18 protein-coding genes and 1 tRNA gene are annotated in these 17,699 nt (G+C 43.0%); 15 read left to right on the top strand and 4 right to left on the bottom strand.

Annotation, left to right across the window (positions count from 1 at the left end):
• The 10 genes from DWW13_RS03830 to DWW13_RS03785 are packed head-to-tail and all read left to right on the top strand — an operon-like array spanning position 1 to position 10,091.
• On the top strand, positions 1 to 1,071 hold the full coding sequence (locus DWW13_RS03830; protein WP_118719295.1) for a glycosyltransferase: 1,071 nt from the start codon (positions 1 to 3) through the stop codon (positions 1,069 to 1,071).
• Positions 1,068 to 1,847, top strand: a complete 780-nt coding sequence (locus DWW13_RS03825; RefSeq protein WP_118719293.1) for a glycosyltransferase family 32 protein — start codon at positions 1,068 to 1,070, stop codon at positions 1,845 to 1,847. Before DWW13_RS03830 ends, DWW13_RS03825 begins: the two co-directional genes overlap by 4 nt.
• A gap of 3 nt (positions 1,848 to 1,850) precedes the next feature.
• Positions 1,851 to 2,843 carry a glycosyltransferase family 2 protein gene (locus DWW13_RS03820; protein WP_118719291.1) on the top strand — a complete coding sequence of 331 codons (993 nt, stop codon included), beginning with the start codon at positions 1,851 to 1,853 and terminating at the stop codon, positions 2,841 to 2,843.
• The gene (locus DWW13_RS03815) at positions 2,830 to 3,981 is read left to right on the top strand and encodes a glycosyltransferase WbsX family protein (RefSeq protein ID WP_118719289.1); all 1,152 of its coding nucleotides are present in this window, start codon (positions 2,830 to 2,832) and stop codon (positions 3,979 to 3,981) included. The genes DWW13_RS03820 and DWW13_RS03815 overlap by 14 nt, the downstream gene beginning before the upstream one ends.
• A gap of 12 nt (positions 3,982 to 3,993) precedes the next feature.
• Positions 3,994 to 5,205, top strand: a complete 1,212-nt coding sequence (locus DWW13_RS03810; protein WP_118719287.1) for a Coenzyme F420 hydrogenase/dehydrogenase, beta subunit C-terminal domain — start codon at positions 3,994 to 3,996, stop codon at positions 5,203 to 5,205.
• 16 nt (positions 5,206 to 5,221) lie between these two features.
• Positions 5,222 to 6,091: an ABC transporter permease gene (locus tag DWW13_RS03805; RefSeq protein ID WP_118719285.1), complete on the top strand. Its 870-nt coding sequence runs from the start codon at positions 5,222 to 5,224 to the stop codon at positions 6,089 to 6,091.
• Between the two features lie 10 nt (positions 6,092 to 6,101).
• Positions 6,102 to 7,397: an ABC transporter ATP-binding protein gene (locus tag DWW13_RS03800; protein WP_118719283.1), complete on the top strand. Its 1,296-nt coding sequence runs from the start codon at positions 6,102 to 6,104 to the stop codon at positions 7,395 to 7,397.
• A complete protein-coding gene (locus DWW13_RS03795) occupies positions 7,387 to 8,175 on the top strand; it encodes a glycosyltransferase family 32 protein (RefSeq protein WP_070103219.1) in 789 nt (262 codons plus the stop codon). Before DWW13_RS03800 ends, DWW13_RS03795 begins: the two co-directional genes overlap by 11 nt.
• Complete coding sequence (locus DWW13_RS03790) at positions 8,162 to 9,172, top strand: glycosyltransferase family 2 protein (protein ID WP_118719281.1); 1,011 nt, start codon at positions 8,162 to 8,164, stop codon at positions 9,170 to 9,172. The genes DWW13_RS03795 and DWW13_RS03790 overlap by 14 nt, the downstream gene beginning before the upstream one ends.
• Before the next feature lies 1 nt (position 9,173).
• A complete protein-coding gene (locus DWW13_RS03785) occupies positions 9,174 to 10,091 on the top strand; it encodes a metallophosphoesterase (RefSeq protein WP_118719278.1) in 918 nt (305 codons plus the stop codon).
• A 64-nt stretch (positions 10,092 to 10,155) separates the two neighbouring features.
• On the opposite strand, the gene DWW13_RS03780 is transcribed toward DWW13_RS03785, so the two are convergent.
• Both DWW13_RS03780 and DWW13_RS03775 read right to left on the bottom strand, forming a co-directional pair.
• Positions 10,156 to 10,347, bottom strand: a complete 192-nt coding sequence (locus DWW13_RS03780) for a hypothetical protein (protein ID WP_022461561.1) — start codon at positions 10,345 to 10,347, stop codon at positions 10,156 to 10,158.
• Positions 10,347 to 11,477, bottom strand: a complete 1,131-nt coding sequence (locus DWW13_RS03775) for a glycoside hydrolase family 27 protein (protein WP_118719276.1) — start codon at positions 11,475 to 11,477, stop codon at positions 10,347 to 10,349. Before DWW13_RS03775 ends, DWW13_RS03780 begins: the two co-directional genes overlap by 1 nt.
• Before the next feature lie 130 nt (positions 11,478 to 11,607).
• Here DWW13_RS03775 and DWW13_RS03770 point away from each other — a divergent pair, with 130 nt between their 5' ends.
• Positions 11,608 to 12,411, top strand: coding sequence for an AraC family transcriptional regulator (locus DWW13_RS03770; RefSeq protein WP_118719274.1), 804 nt, complete (start codon positions 11,608 to 11,610; stop codon positions 12,409 to 12,411).
• A 10-nt stretch (positions 12,412 to 12,421) separates the two neighbouring features.
• Here DWW13_RS03770 and sigG read toward each other — a convergent pair whose 3' ends face one another.
• The gene (gene sigG / locus DWW13_RS03765; protein WP_055220491.1) at positions 12,422 to 13,207 is read right to left on the bottom strand and encodes an RNA polymerase sporulation sigma factor SigG; all 786 of its coding nucleotides are present in this window, start codon (positions 13,205 to 13,207) and stop codon (positions 12,422 to 12,424) included.
• A 220-nt stretch (positions 13,208 to 13,427) separates the two neighbouring features.
• Here sigG and DWW13_RS03760 point away from each other — a divergent pair, with 220 nt between their 5' ends.
• From DWW13_RS03760 to DWW13_RS03745, 4 genes are all read left to right on the top strand, one after another.
• Positions 13,428 to 13,943, top strand: a complete 516-nt coding sequence (locus tag DWW13_RS03760; protein WP_055220692.1) for a transcription repressor NadR — start codon at positions 13,428 to 13,430, stop codon at positions 13,941 to 13,943.
• Between the two features lie 153 nt (positions 13,944 to 14,096).
• Positions 14,097 to 14,170 (top strand) — tRNA-Arg (locus tag DWW13_RS03755).
• Between the two features lie 200 nt (positions 14,171 to 14,370).
• Complete coding sequence (locus DWW13_RS03750) at positions 14,371 to 15,873, top strand: alpha-N-arabinofuranosidase (RefSeq protein ID WP_118719272.1); 1,503 nt, start codon at positions 14,371 to 14,373, stop codon at positions 15,871 to 15,873.
• A gap of 61 nt (positions 15,874 to 15,934) precedes the next feature.
• Complete coding sequence (locus DWW13_RS03745; protein ID WP_055220495.1) at positions 15,935 to 16,189, top strand: DUF6171 family protein; 255 nt, start codon at positions 15,935 to 15,937, stop codon at positions 16,187 to 16,189.
• Between the two features lie 65 nt (positions 16,190 to 16,254).
• On the opposite strand, the gene DWW13_RS03740 is transcribed toward DWW13_RS03745, so the two are convergent.
• Positions 16,255 to 17,601: an MATE family efflux transporter gene (locus DWW13_RS03740; protein WP_118719270.1), complete on the bottom strand. Its 1,347-nt coding sequence runs from the start codon at positions 17,599 to 17,601 to the stop codon at positions 16,255 to 16,257.
• Between the last annotated feature and the right edge of the window lie 98 nt (positions 17,602 to 17,699).

Raw genomic sequence — 17,699 nt, 5'->3', positions numbered from 1 at the left:
ATGATTTTTAAAAGAATAGCGGCATGGATTGCTTATGAGATACGGGAAGAAAAGATTACACTTTCTTCACAGGATGCGAAGAGAATACTGATGGATGTTGCACCGCCCGTGTCGCCGGATGTATTTTCTGAAAACAGGAGCAGAGAGATTCGATATGATCTCACGATTATAGTGCCTGTATATAACTCGGAAAACTGGCTGAAGGAATGTATGGAGTCGATCGTCCTGCAAAAAACAAAATATTCCTTTCAGATAATTGCAATTGACGATGGATCGACGGATCGAAGCGGGCAAATTTTAAATCAATACATAAAAAATCCATGTGTAGAAGTTATTCGGCAGGAGAATAAAGGGTATTCGGGTGCAAGAAATGCAGGACTTGAAAGAGTAAAAAGCAAATACATTATGTTTGTTGATTCGGATGATGTTTTATTACCGAATGCAATAGAGTGTTTGCTGTCAAAAGCGTATCTGGAAGATGCGGATATTGTAGAGGGAAATGGCTATCGCTTTGATAAAAATGGTTTTCTTGGAATGATAAAAAAAGAACATTTGCCAAAAGAAAGAAATCAATATTGGGGAGGCCCCTGTTTAAAGGTGATGAAAGCAAAACTGTGGGAAGGATTGAAATTTCCGGAGAGCTATTGGTATGAGGATGCAATTATCGGAGCTGTGATTTTTCCAATGGCGAATAAAGTGGATTGTTTGTCTGATGCAGTGTATGCATATCGAATTCATGGAGAGAGTATTACACAGAAGCATGATGAAAATCTAAAAAGAGTAGATTCTTATTGGATTATGCTGTTAATGGCTGAGATTCAAAAGAAAATGGAGATTCCTTTTGACTACGAGAATTATCAAAGGGTAATGAGACAGATTGTATTTACCTGCCGGAGGATTGTTATGCTGCCGGAAAAAATAAAAAGGGCTGTATTTGCAGGGGAATGTGAATTTGTCTGTACTAATTTTAAAGAGTATTTGAAAAAAAAGGACAGATATTATTTTCTTGCAAAAGCAATTTTAAATAAAGATTATGCAAAATATTCTATTTATTGCCAGGAGTTTATATGATACCGAAAAAAATTCATTATTGTTGGTTTGGGGAAAACGAAAAACCATTGCTGGTAATTGAATGTATTAAGAGCTGGCAGAAATATTGTCCGGATTATGAAATTATGGAATGGAACAGCAAGAATTATGATGTTCATAAAAATAAATATATGGAGCAGGCGTATCAGGCAAAACGCTGGGGGTTTGTATCTGATTATGCCAGACTGGATATTATTTACCAGTATGGAGGAATCTATCTTGATACGGATGTCGAACTAATTCGATCACTGGATGATTTGTTAGAAACAGATGGCTATATCGGATTTGAGAAGAAAGTGGATGAAGAATGTGATGAGGTTTATGTGAATACGGGACAGGGGTTTGGCGCATCTGCTTTTCATCCGGTCGTGAAGGCGATGATGGATATTTATAAAGAGATTGATTTTGCTGAGAAGAAAAAAGAAAATTTAAAAACGTGTCCTTATTATAACACAGCGGCACTGGTAAAACTGGGAATGAAGAAAGAAAATGTGGAACAGGAAATTTGTAAGTTTCATATTTATCCAGCAGAGTATTTCTGCCCGATCAATTGGAAAAGTCATAAGTGTGAATTGACAGATAATACATATTCGATTCATCATTTTAAAGCATCATGGCTTACAGAAAAAGAAAAGAAAAAAAGAAAATATCTAAGAAATATGGACTGTATGATTCATCTGCCGAACAGAATATGCAGAAGTATTTTAGGAAAAGAGAGGTATGAGAGCATAAAGGAAAAAATAAAATGGAAAGGATAGCGTATGGATGTTTCAATTATTATTGTTAATTACAATTCCATAGACTTAACAATCGATTGTGTCAATTCAATATTTCAACAAACTGCGGATGTAAAATTTGAGATTATTATCGTGGATAATGCATCAAAGAACAAAGAAGCAGAAAGATTACAGGCGGAATTTGAAAACAGCGTTAAGATGATAGAGGCAGAAACAAATCTTGGATTTGGAAAAGCGAACAATCTGGGAACAAAATACGCAGCGGGGGATTATGTATTTTTTCTTAATCCCGATACGGTTTTGATGAACAATGCAGTAAAAATTTTATGGGAAGAGATGAAAAACAATCCAGATATGGGATGTACAGGCGGAAATTTATATACACCGGAGAGAATGCCGTGTCCGTCTTTTTGTTTAAGGTTTGATGATTTGGGAACGGAAAAGAGATATGCATCCTGGCGGTATTTGATGCTGTCAAAAGCAGAACAAAAATTATACAGAAAACATCCTGCATTGCAGATACGAAGAAAAGATTTTAACGATACGAATCAAAAGATAGAAGTTGCCTATATATTTGGGGCAGACATGATGGTGAAGAAAAAACTCTTTGAGCAGTTGGGAGGATTTGATGAGGATTTTTTTATGTATGCAGAGGAGGAAGAGCTGTCCTGGAGAATTAAAAAAAGAGGTGAAAAAATTTATAATATACCACAGGCAAAGATTATTCATCTGGAGGGAGCGACTTTAGAGAAACAGCATGATTTTAATGAAAAACAATTCACCCTTCGAATAAATGGAACGATGACGTATTTCTGGAAACGATATGGGAGAGAAGGCATATATCAATTTTATAAATTTCGTGCATTAAGATATCAGAGACTCAAAAAAATTGCTGAGATTCAGAAGAAAAGCGGTGTGAGCTTTCAGTTTGAAACTCGTTTGAGATGTCTTTTGGAATGTTTTGAAAAAATCATGGAAAAAACAGAAGGTGAGGGGAAGAAAAATGGCAGAAGTTAAGGATGGGAAAGGAGTTAAGCTGATTACATTTTACCTGCCTCAGTTTCATGCAATACCATTGAACGACCAATGCTGGGGCAAGGGGTTTACCGAATGGACAAATGTACGAAAAGCACAAGCATTATTTTCCGGGCATGATCAGCCCAAAATCCCACTGGACCTTAACTATTATGATTTAATGGATGATCAGGTAAAGATCTGGCAAAGTAATCTGGCAAAAAAATATGGGATTTTCGGATTTTGCTATTATCATTATTGGTTTAAACATGGTGAGAAGTTGTTGGAAAAACCGGCGGAACAAATGCTGAAAAACAAAAAAATAGAGATCCCATTTTGTTTTTGCTGGGCCAATGAAAACTGGAGTAAGAACTGGGATGGTGGAGATCAGGAAATCATCATGGAGCAGGATTATGGCGGAAAAGAAGAGTGGGAACGGCACTTTCAGTATCTGCTGAATTTTTTTCAAGATGAACGATATATAACAGTAGATGGGCGCCCATTGCTCGTTGTTTATAAGCCGGAACAAATGATCGATATTTATAAGATGGCATCGTATTTTAGAAGAAGAGCAAAAGAAGAAGGCTTTCCGGATTTATGTCTGGCATTTCAATTTCCGGCGTATTATTCAGATATGTATTACAGAAACGATATTTTTGATTATCAAATTGAATTTGAGCCTGTATATTCACGAAATATCGAAAGCCAGGAGCTACCTGGAACAAGCAGAAAAATTTCTTTGATCAGAAAATTTTGTGGAGAGGAAATGGTGTCGTTTTATCGAAAATGTCGAAAGAAGAAAGGAAGAATGTATTGGAAGAAAGAGCAGAGTCTGGGAATGTATTTTTACGATGAGATATGGGATTTGATTTTAAATGCGAAATGGAAGAAAAATTTTTGGCCGGGGTGTTTTGTGGATTGGGATAATACGCCAAGAAATAAACATGGAGTTATGGTCAGTGGATTTTCCGTAGAAAAGTTTGCTGAATATATGAAAATACTGGTACAAAGAGCACGGAAAGAGGAAAAGCCGGTAATATTTATTAATGCATGGAATGAATGGGGAGAAGGTGCTTTTCTGGAACCGGACACAAGATATCAGTATCGAAAGCTTGAAGCAATAAAAGAAGCATTAGAATAGGGAAAAGGGTAAATGAGAAATATAATTTCCGAAAAGAATGAGACAAATTGCTGTGGATGCGGAGCCTGCAGTAAATGCTGCCCCAGACATGCGATTTACATGGAAGAGGATGAAAATGGTTTTGATTATCCTAAAATAGATGAATCGAAGTGTACGGAGTGCGGAAAATGTTTAAAAGTCTGCAGTTTTGAGAAAAAAGAGCAATCACGAAAAGAAACGTATGCGGCACAGGCAAAGGACGCTGATCTGGAAGAAAATGCTTCGGGGGGAATCTTTACCGTGCTGGCGCAGGAAGTGCTAAAAAGAAAAGGAATTGTCTATGGATGTGCTATGCTTTATGAAAACCAAAACTTAGTAATAAAACATATCGGGATAGATAAAATAGAGGAACTTTGTAAATTAAAGGGTTCAAAATATGTACAAAGCAATTTGGAAAATGTATATGTTGAAATTAAGCGGCATCTGGAACATAACGAGACTGTGTTGTTTAGTGGAACGCCTTGTCAGATAGCAGGACTGAGAGGATACCTTCAGAGAACGTATGCAAATTTATATACAATAGAAATTATATGTCATGGTGTACCGAGCGCAAAATTATTCCAGAATTATTTAGGATACATAGAATCGAAAGAAGGAAAAAAAATAGCAGGATTTTATTTTCGAGATAAAAGCAGCGGGTGGAAGTTATACGGAAAAATGATATTGGAGAACAGGGATGGAAGTCAGAAAGAAAGATATTTTGAACCGGAAGAAAGCTCCTATTATCAAATGTTTTTAAATGGATACACATACCGGAAAAGCTGCTATTTTTGTCCGTTTGCATCAGAATATCGTCAGGGTGATATTACCATAGGAGATTATTGGGGGATAGAGCTGGTGCACCCGGAATATTTGAAAAAATATGGAGGTGAAATAGAGAAAGAAAAAGGAGTCTCCTGTCTGATTGTGAATAATGATCAGGGAAGGACTATGCTTGCGAAATATGGAAGTAACATTATAAAATATCCGTCATCTTATCAGCGGGCAGCAAAATATAATGCACAGCTGGTACAGCCGTCTGTACTGAAACGGCAGCGGGAGAAAGTAATGAAACTGCAAAAACAGAACTATGCATGTGTGGAACGGTGGTATCAGAAACGAAGAAACAGAATTCTGTTTGTGAGAAAACTTCGTTTCATGATACCGAAAAGAATCAAAATATTTATAAGAAAAATCAAAGTTTAAGGTTAGAGAGAAAAAGATGGAACAACAATTTAAAACAGTTATTACGGCAAATTCAAAATGGATCAATCTTCATTTAAAGGAAACATATGAGTATAGAGACCTGATTTTTTTATTTGTGAGAAGAGATTTTGTTTCAAAATATAAACAGACAATTTTAGGGCCTTTGTGGGCGGTGATACAGCCCCTGTTAACAACCATAGTGTTCACTGTGATTTTTGGTTCACTGGCAAACCTGACTACGCTGGATGTGAAAGCAACAGAAGAAACCGTAATTCCGGCATTTCTGTTCTATATGGCAGGTACGATCTGCTGGAGCTATTTTTCATCGACGGTCAGCAGTACGGCAAACACATTTATAACAAACAGTTCTATTATGGGAAAGGTATATTTTCCAAGGCTGGTATCTCCGGCAGCGTCAACCATATCTAATTTGATTTCCTTCGGTATTCAATTTGCCATGTTTTTGATTTTTTTGCTGTATTTTATATGGAAAGGGAAAATGGAAATTCGATTGTCCGGGTATCTCTTTCTATTTCCAATATTGATCATTCAGATGATGATGCTGGCGATGGGAGTTGGAATTATTGTTTCAGCGCTTACAACAAAATATCGTGATTTGGCGATGCTGATAGGCTTTGGATTACAATTATGGCAGTATGGAACGCCAGTTGCATATGGATTGCGGCTTGTACCTGAAAAATATATGAAGATTTATATGCTGAATCCAATGACACCGATCATCACTTCATTCCGCTATATTTTTTTCGGAACAGGATATTTTCATGCAGGATACTATGGAATGGGGTGGGGAAGCACAATGATCTTATTTGTACTTGGAATTGTGTTATTCAATAAAGTGGAAAGAACATTTATGGATACCATTTAAGGAGAACAGGATGGCAGAAAAACAGATTATGGTCAAAATAGATCATGTATCAAAAGAATATAGACTGGGTGCAATCGGGGGAACAACATTACGGGAAGATCTGGAACGATTCCATGCAAAAATAAGAAAAAAAGAAGATCCGACACTGAAAATAGGCCAGAAAACACCAGAGTATGGAAAACGTTTTATGGCGCTGAAGGATATTTCATTTGAGGTAGAAAAAGGAGAAGCAGTAGGGATTATCGGACACAATGGAGCAGGAAAATCGACATTGCTGAAACTGCTGTCAAGAGTAACGGCACCAACAAAAGGAAGCATTGGAATGAATGGCCGTGTGGCATCTATGCTTGAAGTAGGAACGGGATTTCATCCGGAATTAACGGGACGTGAAAACATTTATATGAATGGGGCAATATTGGGGATGAGCCGTGCAGAAATCGGAGAAAAACTGGATCAGATTATTGCATTTTCCGAATGTGGAGAGTTTATCGATACGCCTGTAAAACGATATTCCAGTGGGATGTATGTTAAACTTGCATTTTCTGTGGCAGCTCATCTGGATAGTGAAATTATGATTATGGATGAGGTTTTGGCTGTCGGAGATATGAAATTCCAGCAGAAGTGTCTTGGACGGATGGGAAAAGCGGCAAATTCAGAAGAAAAAACGATTCTTTATGTGAGTCATAATATGAATACCATTCGTCAGCTTTGCACCCGCTGCCTTGTACTGGATCACGGCGAACTGATATTTGACGGCGGGGTAGAAAGAGCAATTGATTTGTATATGGATACAGCTGTTAAAAACGGAAGTGTAGATATTGATCTGAAAAATAAGAGAATGGCACATCTGCCGCCAGTTATTAAGGCGAAAATGACACATGTGCATCTTGTGGACAAACAGGTACCGGTATATGAATTTGAGGAAAAGCTGAAATTTGATTTGTCGGTTGAGGCCAAAACAAATATTTCAAATCTATCCGTGAGGGCAGAAATAAGATCAGCAGATGGAGGAGCTGTTGCAGCGGGAATTTTGCAGGAATTTACATCCTTTTTTGCAGGAAGAAGCAAAATATTGGAAATGGAATTGCTGCTGCGTGGACTTGTACCGGGAAAATATTTCGTATTGCTGGTGATTTATAATGTAAACGAAATGGGAACTTACGATGACTTGGATGCGGTGTTTCCGGCATTTACATTTGAAATTCAGGATAGTAAACATGCTTTAAAGATTAACTGGAACGTAAATGCCTGGGGAAAAATTCGATTAGACGATTTGAAATGCGTGGGTGAGAGAGATGATTCCTAAAAAAATACATTATTGCTGGTTTGGGGGAAAGCCAATTCCAGATTCGGTCAGGCGATGCATGCAAAGCTGGCAGAAGTTTTGTCCAGACTATCTTATTGTAGAATGGAATGAAAAAAATTTTAATATAAAAGAATGCCCGCAGTATGTAATTGACGCATATCATAGGAAAAAGTGGGCATTTGTTACAGATTATGTAAGACTCCGGGTTGTGTATGAATATGGAGGGATATATTTTGATACAGATGTAGAATTAGTGAAAAAGATTGATTTTCTGCTAAAGTACAGTGCTTTTTTTGGATTTGAAAATAAAAAATATATTTCTACGGGGCTTGGATTTGGCGCTGAACGGGGATGCGGTTTGTTGTATGAAATGATGGAGATGTATCAAACGATCCCGTTTATTTTAGAGGACGGATCAGAAAATAAGAAGACATGCCCGGTTATTAATACAGAAATCTTTTTGAAACACGGACTGGAACAAAAGGATAAGCAGCAGATTTTAGAGGGAAATATTATGATTTTACCATCCATTTGTATGTGCCCCATTGATTTTGAAACAGGATATAGAAGAAAATCAAAAAAAACAATTTCGGTTCATTGGTTTCATGCAAGCTGGATGGAAAGAGCAGAAAAAGAGTATCATAAGAAACATCGTCAGGCATTGTTAGAGGAAAAGAAAAATGATTGGAAATATCTTCCGAATCGTATGATTAAAAAGCTTTTGGGAGAAAAAATCTACTTGAAAATAAAAGGATGGATCAGATATGATAACGGTTAGTATTATAATTCCGGTTTATCAAGGGAAAAGCTATTTAAAACGGTGTATCGACAGTGTTCTGGCACAGAGTTGTCAGGAATATGAAATTATTTTAGTGGATGATGGTTCAACAGACGGTTCGGCCGAGATATGTGATGAATATGCTGAAAAACAGAAGACAATAACGGTGATTCATAAAGAAAACGGGGGGCTTTCTTCTGCTAGAAATGCGGGCTTAGAAATTGCATCAGGGGAATACGTAATGTTTATTGATGCGGATGATGTGGTGCATAGTAAAATGCTTGAAACAGAGCTGAAAGTTTTGAAAGAGGAAAATGCGGATATCTTTATCTGCGGATTAAAACGTTTTGCTGAGATAGAAGAAGTAGATACATGCGCTGAGTTACAAATCAAGAATTGTGTGGAAATCCAGTCTGGATTGGAAATTGAAAGCAAACTTTTTTGTGGTCAAAACGTGGAAAAATATATATCCTGTTGTGGAAAATTATTTAAGAAAACAGTATTTAATGGAATCCGTTTTCCGCAAGGGAGGTTATTTGAAGATGAATATATTACGTATCAATTGTATTATAGAAGTGAGAGAATAGCAGTAACAGATATTGTATTTTATTTCTATTTTACAAATCCGTGTGGAATAACAAAAAATTTGACGCTCAATAAACGATTTGATGAATATGATGCACAGGAAGAAAGAATAAAATTTTTTAAGAAAAAAAGGTGTAAAGAACTTTATCAGGCGGCATTGTTAAAACTGCTGAATTCAGCGCAGTGGGATTTGATAAAGTGCCAAAAATGGAAAGAAGATTTTGATAAAGAACGAGGAGAAAAATTTCAACAGCAGTATAGAGAAGCACTGGAGCAGGCAGAAAAAGAGGGGATTGTACGCTTTAAAAATAATTATGATTTTTATGTATTAGCATATCCTGAGAAAGTCAACTTTTTTAGAGTGAGAAGACAATGGCAGAATCTGCTGAGAATGATTCGATCTAAAATATAAGATGGTTAGAAATAGAATGAGAAAACGATGCAAAAACGGGTACAAGCTGCGTAGGGTAGTGGGCATATTGGTTGTTATGCTTCTGTGCATAACAGGAAAAAGTGTTATAAAATCGAAATATAATCTAAACAGCATAACATATATACTGCAATCGAAGAAAATTTCGGAAGAAATTTGTCTGATACAAATAACAGATCTCCATAACAGCATCTTTGGTTCGGATAATAAACATCTGATTTCTAAAGCAGCAATGAAGTCACCAGATTTGATTATGATCACCGGTGATCTTCTAAATGCAAATGAGCCAGATAATAATATTGCGGTAACGCTGCTGGCAGAATTATCTGCAATCGCCCCAACATACGTCTCCCTCGGCAACCATGAACTGGAATACGAGCAGAACTACGGTACAGACATTACCGCTCTCTACGAATCCGCCGGCGCCACCGTCCTGAACTATGAATATAAAGACATCACCATCAACAGCCAGCCCCTCCGTATCGGCGGCATTTACGGTTACTGTCTCCCGGACAAATATCTGGAAACTGGCGAAGCGGATCCAGAAGAGTGTAAGTTCTTGTGGGATTTTGAGAACACCGACCGTTACAAAATCCTGCTCAGCCATCTTCCGATTGCCTGGCTGAAAAATGACGGGCTGGAGGAGTGGGACATTGACTGCGTATTTTCCGGCCATCTTCACGGCGGCCAGGTCATTCTGCCTGGCATTGGCGGTGTTTATGCGCCGGACATGGGATGGTTTCCGGGACAGCTGAAGGGGATTTTTGACTCGGAGGATGGAAAACGGCATCTGGTGCTGTCGTCCGGACTTGGAAATACGGAATTGGTTCCGCGGTTCAATAACATTCCCGAGATTGTCTGCGTGGAGCTGATTCCGGATGGAAACCTTCATAAAACATAAAAATAACACAGAGCCGGATTCCTGATGCATGGAAATCTGACTCTGTGCGTTACATGCAGCGGCCTTATACAAACAGGGTACATCCCTGTCGCTTGAACTGTTCGATCTTTTCGTCAATGAGCTCCGGCGTTACACCGAGATGCTCGGCAAGACACTGCTTGCAGAAAAACTGTTCTGCGCCGCGGTTGATAAATTTACGGTGGGCGCCGATCTCGTTATGTGTGAGTTCTTTGCCGCACTGCATACAGCGTGCCATCAGAGTTTTACGACCTTTGCACGGTATACTTTTGATGCAAACGGCTCGAGTTCTGTGACAAGGGATGCATTGTTTGCACACAGGTTCTCGCCGGTCCAGACCTCAGTAAGTTCCAGAGTACGGCCAGTGGAGAACGGAAGGCCGATCTCATCCAGATTCATGGCTGCACGCGATTTTTCATCACTGAGATTGAACATGCCGATAGCAAGATTTCCGTCTGCGAGCGCTTTTACATAAATCAGAACGTTGTCATTCCATGCATGGTTTTTCACTTTATACGGCTGACGGCAGAGCGGATCCTGGTTGATGCGGATCATTTCGTCATTCATGAGAATGCGGCGGGTTTCGTCGCTCATCTCGCGGATGTCGCAGCCGATCATCAGCGGGGAGCCAAGGAATGCCCACAGTGCATAGTGTGTCTGATACTGGACATCGCTGCAGCCGGCCAGTCCAACATTTCCTTTTCCATGCATGCCGACGATCAGCATGTCCATATCGTTGAAGCAGCCGACGCCGTTGTACGGATGCAGTTTTTCCTGCTGTGCCACGAGATCTTTGACAGAATCCCAGGTATCAAAGATGTCGCCGGTGGAACGCCACATGGAAGCGCCGGTTTCTTTGATCCACTCATGCGTTTCATCAGCACCCCAGGAGCAGGCAGAGAAGAGAATGTCGCGGCCGCAGTTCTCGAGTGCTAGTCCCATGCGGCGGTACAGATATTTTCCGTGCAGGATCGGGCTGTGGTAGCAGTAGTCGTATTTTAAGAAATCAACATCCCAGGATGCGAAAGTTTCCGCATCGACAAATTCGTGCTCATAGCTGCCAGGGTAGCCGGCACACGTCATGTTTCCGGCGCAGGAATACATACCGAATTTCAGCCCTTTGGAATGAACGTAATCGGCAACGGCTTTCATACCATGCGGAAATTTTTCCGGATCCGGCACAAGACGGCCGTTTTCATCGCGTTCACGTAAGGACCAGCAGTCGTCGATGACAAGATATTCGTATCCTTTATCGCGCAGGCCGCTCTCGGCCATGACATCAGCAGTTTCAAAAATCATTTTTTCATTGATATTTTCTCCGAAGGTGTTCCAGGAATTCCAGCCCATCGGCGGTGTAAGTTTGATCATAGTATTGACCTCCCGTAAGTTTTGATGTACTTTGAGTATAGATGGATTTCCAGAGCAAAACCATGGAATTTTAAGACAAAAGCATGGATTTTTGCTTCATAAAGAATAAAATACGGGAAAAGGAAAGAATATGCTTGTATCAGAAATGAACGGGATCCGGCCTGTCGATGCCGGGCGGCAGGACTGCCATGATCTGCATTCCTGGGGGCCGGGTGTACGGCAGTGCTATATTATACATTATATTATAAGCGGAAAGGGAACGTTTACCTGCGGGAAAAAGACGTACACACTTACCGCCGGACAGAGCTTTTTAATCTGTCCAGAGCAGGTGGTGCAGTACGCGCCGGATGAGAACGAGCCGTGGGAATATGTGTGGGTTGATTTTGTCGGGGAACAATGCCGGCAGATTCTGGCACGGTCGGTACTGAACCCACAGCAGCCGGCGGCGCCGCCTCTCCGTCAGGAAAGGCTTCTGCCGTATTTTGAGCGTCTCTGCCAGATGGAACTCTATCGCCGGAACAGCCAGGAGGCCGTCGGTGTGCTGCTTGCGCTTCTGGGCGTGTACCAGGATCTGGCGGAGCCGCAGCGGGAGGAGAGAAAGAAGGAAGATCCGCGGATCATGGAAGCGATGGCTCTGATTGCCGCAGGGTATCATAGGAGTGGGTTCTGCGCGGAGACAATTGCGCGGAAAATGGCGGTCAGCCGCACAACGCTGAACCGTCTGTTTCAGAAGAAAATCGGCTGGTCACCAGGACAGTATCTGCTGGAATATCGGCTGCAGCAGTCAGAAAAGCTGCTGCAGATGGGGATGACGGTCAAACAGACGGCGCTGTCGTGCGGATTTGAAGATCCCTTTTACTATTCCCGTGTGTTCCGGAAACACTATGGAATGCCGCCGTCGGATTACCGGCTGGAGTTTGCAGAAATTCAGTGAACGGCGGGCGTTACCGCTCGTCGGAGAGATAATTCCGCATAGAGCGCAGGGCGGACTTTTCCAGCCGGCTGACCTGCGCCTGCGAGATGCCGATTTCCCGGGCAACCTCCATCTGGGTCTGCCCCTCATAGAAACGCATGCGGATGATCTGGCGTTCGCGCTCATTGAGACGGGCGACCGCGTCCTGCAGGGCGAGGTTCTGCACCCAGTTTTCTTCTTTATTTTTCTTATCACTTAACTGATCCATGACATACAGGGTATCGCCGCCTTCCGTGTAGACGGGCTCATACAGACTCATTGGGCTTTGGATTGCATCGAGGGCATAGACGATATCCTCTTTTCCAATGCCGATTTCAGCGGCGATTTCCTCGATCGAAGGCTCTTTCTGGTTCTGCTTGAGATAAAGTTCGCGGGCGCAGATGGCGCGGTAGGCAGTATCCCTGAGGGAACGGCTGACGCGGATCGCATTGTTGTCACGCAGATACCGCCGGATTTCACCGATGATCATCGGCACGGCATAGGTGGAGAAACGGACGTTTAAGGTCGTGTCGAAGTTATCAATCGCCTTAATCAGGCCGATACAGCCGATCTGAAAGAGATCGTCGGCGTTTTCACTGCTGTTGGAGAAGCGCTTGATCACGCTTAAGACAAGGCGCAGATTGCCCTGAATGTAGCGTTCGCGGGCAGCAGCATCTCCTTCGCGGGCCTTTTTCAGCAGAGTCTCTTTTTCTTCGGCATTCAGTACGGGAAGGCGTGATGTATTGACTCCGCACAGTTCAACTTTATTGATCGCCATGGTATGCATCCTCCTGAAACATGGAACGTATGGTTACCGTTCGTTACTGTTATACGTTCATGATTGGCAGTTGGCGGGACGAATATACGAGAGCCCGGAAAATTTCATAAAGTTTTAGTCCTTGACAAAGCTTTTGGAAAATGATTTCCTGCTATTGTAGAAACGGCGGAAAGTGTGATAAGATAAGGGAAGTGTACGAAATGCGAGGTCTTGTTTTATGATGAGTGGAAAGGAACGAAGAGAAGAGATTCTTCAAAGAATAACAAACAGTAAGACGCCGGTCTCCGGTGCAGCGCTGGCGAAGAGCTGTGAAGTCAGCCGTCAGGTGATTGTCCAGGACATTGCCCTGATCCGCGCTGCCGGATACGATGTGATTGCGACAAACCGCGGCTACATCTGCAGCAGCCCGGTGAGAGAGACGCGGGTCTTTGAGGTGAATCACACGGATGAGCAGATGCAGGACGAGCTGAATACAATTGTGGATTTCGGCGGCGTTGTGCTGGATGTGATTGTGCGTCACGAGGTTTACGGAGAACTGCGGGCGGAACTTAATATCAGTTCACGAAATAAGGTGGCACTGTTTATGGAAGAAATCCGGCAGGGAAAATCACGGCCGCTGAAGAATATCACATCAGGGGAACATTTTCATACCGTATCGGCAGACTCTGCGCAGACCCTGGATCTGATTGAAGAGGAACTGCGAAAGAAAGACTACCTGGTGCGGACTGTGAAATAGGGGAAAAAGCCCTTATTTTCACAAAAAACTGTTATTCGAAAAAATTTTAAATTTTTTTCAAAAAGGTGTTGACTTTTCTCTTAGGATAGTGTAATATACATGATGTCAGCGGGAACGAGTGATAAACAAAGAGTTCTAAAGCGACAAAGAAATGTGCGTTTAGCTCAGCTGGATAGAGCGTTTGGCTACGGACCAAAAGGTCGGGGGTTCGAATCCTCTAACGCACGGACGGTAACCGTCCTGGTGAAAACCAGGGCGGTTTTTTCGTATGCAGAATGAAAAATAAAACAAGCGGCCTTTTGGTCAGCAGCCAGACGGCCGCACTTTTTGAAAAAATCATGGGGAAACAACTTGTACGCTCATTGACACAAGTGAGATACATCTCCTATAATAAAGCCAAATTTAAGATCTCGAAAGGGGACAAGTTATGGCTAAGTTAGTAATTGATGCGAACAGAAAGCTTTCAAAAATCAATAAGGAAATCCAGGGACAGTTTTCGGAGCATCTGGGAAGATGTATTTATGAAGGACTCTATGTAGGAGAAAATTCCGATATTCCGAACGTGAACGGAATGCGTACCGATGTTGTTGAAGCACTGAAAAATATCAAAGTTCCGGTACTGCGCTGGCCGGGCGGATGTTTTGCAGATGAATATCACTGGAAAGACGGTATCGGACCGAAAGAAAGCCGCAAAAAAATGATCAACACCAACTGGGGCGGTGTTGTCGAGGACAACAGCTTCGGTACCCACGAGTTTTTTGAACTCTGCCGTCAGATCGGATGTGAAACCTATATCAACGGAAATATGGGAAGCGGTACTGTACAGGAGATGTCGGAGTGGGTTGAATATATGACATTTGACGGTGTATCTCCGATGGCAGACCTTCGTGCGGAAAATGGCCACGAAAAGCCATGGACCGTCGATTTCTTCGGCGTCGGCAATGAGAACTGGGGCTGCGGCGGAAATATGAATCCAGAATTCTACGGAAATATGTACCGCAGATATCAGACCTTTGTGCGTGATTACGATGGAAACAAAAAGATCCGGAAGATTGCCTGCGGCGCCAATTCGGATGATTATGAGTGGACGCAGGAAGTGATGAAAGCATGCTTCCGCAGAATCTCCCCACAGCAGCATGGCATGATGGATGGCCTGTCGCTTCATTACTATACGGTGCCGGAAACCTGGGATCACAAGGGAAGTGCAACGGAGTTTGCGGAAAAAGACTGGTATAAGACCATGAAAAAGACGATGTATATGGAAGAGCTGATCCGCCGCCACAGCGCCATTATGGATCAGTATGACCCGGACAAAAAGGTCGGCATGATCGTGGATGAGTGGGGTACCTGGTATGATGTAGAGCCTGGAACAAATCCGGGATTTCTGTATCAGCAGAATACCATGCGTGACGCACTGGTCGCAGGGATCAACCTGAATCTCTTCAACAAACACAGCGACCGTGTCAAGATGGCAAATATCGCACAGATGGTCAATGTTCTGCAGTCGATGATTCTGACAGAGGGTGAAAAGCTGGTCAAAACTCCGACGTATCATGTTTTTGATCTGTATCAGGTACATCAGGAAAATGATCTTCTGGCAAGCTCTCTGGAAACGGAGCAGGTTGGTCTGGAAGACGAATACATGGTTCCGAATCTGACGGAATCTGTTTCGGTAGATGCAGACGGTGTACTTCATATTACGATGACGAATGTGGATCTGGAGAAAGCATATCCGGTAGAGGCGGTACTTCTTGGAAAAGAAGCCGGCGAGATCAAAGCCGAGATCGTAACCGGCCATATGCAGGATAAAAACACCTTTGAAGCGCCGGAGACGGTTGGCGTTCAGGGCTTTGACGGTGTGCAGGCAATAAAAGAGGGAATTTCCTTTACCATTCCGGCGTGCAGTGTGCTTCATATTGCCGTAAAATAGGGAAACCATAAAAACCAGAAGATATCTGGGATGAAAAAAGATTCGGTTCCGGAGGAGTTTGATGGACGGAAATACCAGGATCTGTAAAAAATGCCTGCTTCGTGAGATGGACGAGGCAGGCTTTTTTCAGAATATGTATGATTATATTGCAAGAATTCCGGCGGACGATAAAACGCCGGAGGAGGAATACGAGCGGCGGCTTTCCATCTGTAAGGAGTGTGAAAAGCTGCTGTCCGGCATGTGCCGCATGTGCGGCTGCTACGTGGAGATGCGGGCAGCGATTGCACTGCGGGACTGCCCGGGGAAAAAATGGTAGCAAAAGAGAAACCCCGCACAGCGGATCCTGTGAAAACAACGGATCCCTGTGCGGGGTTTTGAGAATCAACGCGTTTCTGTCTCCAGTGCGACTTTTGGATCCCTGAAATAGCGGGACAGCTTCGGCACGGAGATGAACAGCGTCAGAAACTCAGCGACCGGAATCGACAGCCACACACCGTTGGTGCCAAGCACGAGCGGCAGAAGCAGCGCGGAGAGAACGATAAAGACGAAAGTGCGCAAAAAGGAAATCAAAGCAGAGGTCTTTCCGTCTGACAGTGCCGTAAAAATGCCGGAGGCGACGATATTCGTACCGCAGAACAGGTAAGCGATGGAGAACAGGTATCCGCCGTGGCGGGTCAGTTCAAAGCCGTACGTGCCTTTCTGCATGAAAACGGCGGAAATGACCGGAGAGCCGAAGGCGGCCACAAGTGCGATGATCACAGAGCTTACCACAACGAAACGGATACTGATGCGGTAAAGCCGGATCAGCCGCTGTTTGTTCCGGCTGCCGTAGTTGAAGCTGAACACAGGTGCAACGCCGATACTGTAGCCGAGGTACAGCGCAACAAAGAGAAACTGTCCGTACAGAATCGCCGTGATGGCGGCAACACCGATTTCGCCCTCAAATTTCAGCATCAGCATGTTGAAAAGGTAAGTGACAACGGCTGCAGAAAGATTGCTGACCATCTCGGAGGAACCGTTGAAGCAGCTTGTGGAGAGCAGGCCTTTGGAAAATTCCGGACGGGTGAAGCGAAGGCCTTTGCGGGCAAAGGTAAAGTATAAAATGCCGGCAACGGCCGGAATGCACTGGCCAAGGCCGGTGGCAAGGGCAGCTCCGGCAACACCGAGATGGAGCGGAACGACAAACAGATAGTCCAGAAGCATGTTGGTAATGCCGGCGGACACCGTAAGGGAAAGTCCGAGTCCCGGGCGTCCTGCCGTTACAAAGAAGGACTGGAACAGCGCCTGGAGAAGACAGACCGGGGCAAAGGAAAGGATCGTCCGCAGATAGGCGGTACCGTAATCCATCAGCACCGGCGTTGCACCGAGCAGACTGCAGATCTGGCGGCAAAACAGGTTGCCGAGCACTGCGCCCAGAATACCGATGATCAGTGTGGTAAGGGTAAGGGCAGAAAAGTTACGGTTGGCTTCCTCCTGTTTTTCCTGTCCGATCTTTGCGGCGACAACGGCGCTGCCTCCGGTACCGAACATGATGCCGACGGCAAGAAGAATGCTGACGGCAGGATAGACGATATTGGCGGCGGAAAGCGCCATGCTGTCCACGTACTGTGCGATGAAAAAGCCATCCACAATACTGTAGAGAGACATAAAGATCATCATGATGATCGATGGAAACGCAAACTTCAGCAGAGAGCGGAAGTTGAAATCCTTGGCGAGTGACTGGCTCATAATCAAAAACCTCCTTTTTATGTGTGAAAAGCCTTTTTCAGACACGCTTTAGATGGGAAAGATTTCTTGTGAAAATTTGAATCGTTTGCTATTATAAA

The sequence above is a fragment of the Blautia sp. AF14-40 genome (genome assembly GCF_003479665.1).
GTDB classification, from domain to species: domain Bacteria; phylum Bacillota; class Clostridia; order Lachnospirales; family Lachnospiraceae; genus Fusicatenibacter; species Fusicatenibacter saccharivorans.
Note: the sequence above shows the minus strand (reverse complement) of the source record. Positions and strands in the feature narration are given on the sequence as shown.

What these genes read in the sequence shown, in the direction of transcription:
- DWW13_RS03780 (WP_022461561.1), bottom strand. Translation starts at nt 10,347, where the DNA reads ATGGCACGCTGTATGCAGTGCGGCAAAGAACTCACACATAACGAGATC.
- DWW13_RS03760 (WP_055220692.1), top strand. Translation starts at nt 13,428, where the DNA reads ATGAGTGGAAAGGAACGAAGAGAAGAGATTCTTCAAAGAATAACAAAC.
- DWW13_RS03830 (WP_118719295.1), top strand. Translation starts at nt 1, where the DNA reads ATGATTTTTAAAAGAATAGCGGCATGGATTGCTTATGAGATACGGGAA.
- DWW13_RS03775 (WP_118719276.1), bottom strand. Translation starts at nt 11,477, where the DNA reads ATGATCAAACTTACACCGCCGATGGGCTGGAATTCCTGGAACACCTTC.
- DWW13_RS03785 (WP_118719278.1), top strand. Translation starts at nt 9,174, where the DNA reads ATGGTTAGAAATAGAATGAGAAAACGATGCAAAAACGGGTACAAGCTG.
- DWW13_RS03745 (WP_055220495.1), top strand. Translation starts at nt 15,935, where the DNA reads ATGGACGGAAATACCAGGATCTGTAAAAAATGCCTGCTTCGTGAGATG.
- DWW13_RS03815 (WP_118719289.1), top strand. Translation starts at nt 2,830, where the DNA reads ATGGCAGAAGTTAAGGATGGGAAAGGAGTTAAGCTGATTACATTTTAC.
- DWW13_RS03790 (WP_118719281.1), top strand. Translation starts at nt 8,162, where the DNA reads ATGATAACGGTTAGTATTATAATTCCGGTTTATCAAGGGAAAAGCTAT.
- DWW13_RS03795 (WP_070103219.1), top strand. Translation starts at nt 7,387, where the DNA reads ATGATTCCTAAAAAAATACATTATTGCTGGTTTGGGGGAAAGCCAATT.
- DWW13_RS03825 (WP_118719293.1), top strand. Translation starts at nt 1,068, where the DNA reads ATGATACCGAAAAAAATTCATTATTGTTGGTTTGGGGAAAACGAAAAA.
- sigG (WP_055220491.1), bottom strand. Translation starts at nt 13,207, where the DNA reads ATGGCGATCAATAAAGTTGAACTGTGCGGAGTCAATACATCACGCCTT.
- DWW13_RS03770 (WP_118719274.1), top strand. Translation starts at nt 11,608, where the DNA reads ATGCTTGTATCAGAAATGAACGGGATCCGGCCTGTCGATGCCGGGCGG.
- DWW13_RS03810 (WP_118719287.1), top strand. Translation starts at nt 3,994, where the DNA reads ATGAGAAATATAATTTCCGAAAAGAATGAGACAAATTGCTGTGGATGC.
- DWW13_RS03820 (WP_118719291.1), top strand. Translation starts at nt 1,851, where the DNA reads ATGGATGTTTCAATTATTATTGTTAATTACAATTCCATAGACTTAACA.
- DWW13_RS03750 (WP_118719272.1), top strand. Translation starts at nt 14,371, where the DNA reads ATGGCTAAGTTAGTAATTGATGCGAACAGAAAGCTTTCAAAAATCAAT.
- DWW13_RS03800 (WP_118719283.1), top strand. Translation starts at nt 6,102, where the DNA reads ATGGCAGAAAAACAGATTATGGTCAAAATAGATCATGTATCAAAAGAA.
- DWW13_RS03740 (WP_118719270.1), bottom strand. Translation starts at nt 17,601, where the DNA reads ATGAGCCAGTCACTCGCCAAGGATTTCAACTTCCGCTCTCTGCTGAAG.
- DWW13_RS03805 (WP_118719285.1), top strand. Translation starts at nt 5,222, where the DNA reads ATGGAACAACAATTTAAAACAGTTATTACGGCAAATTCAAAATGGATC.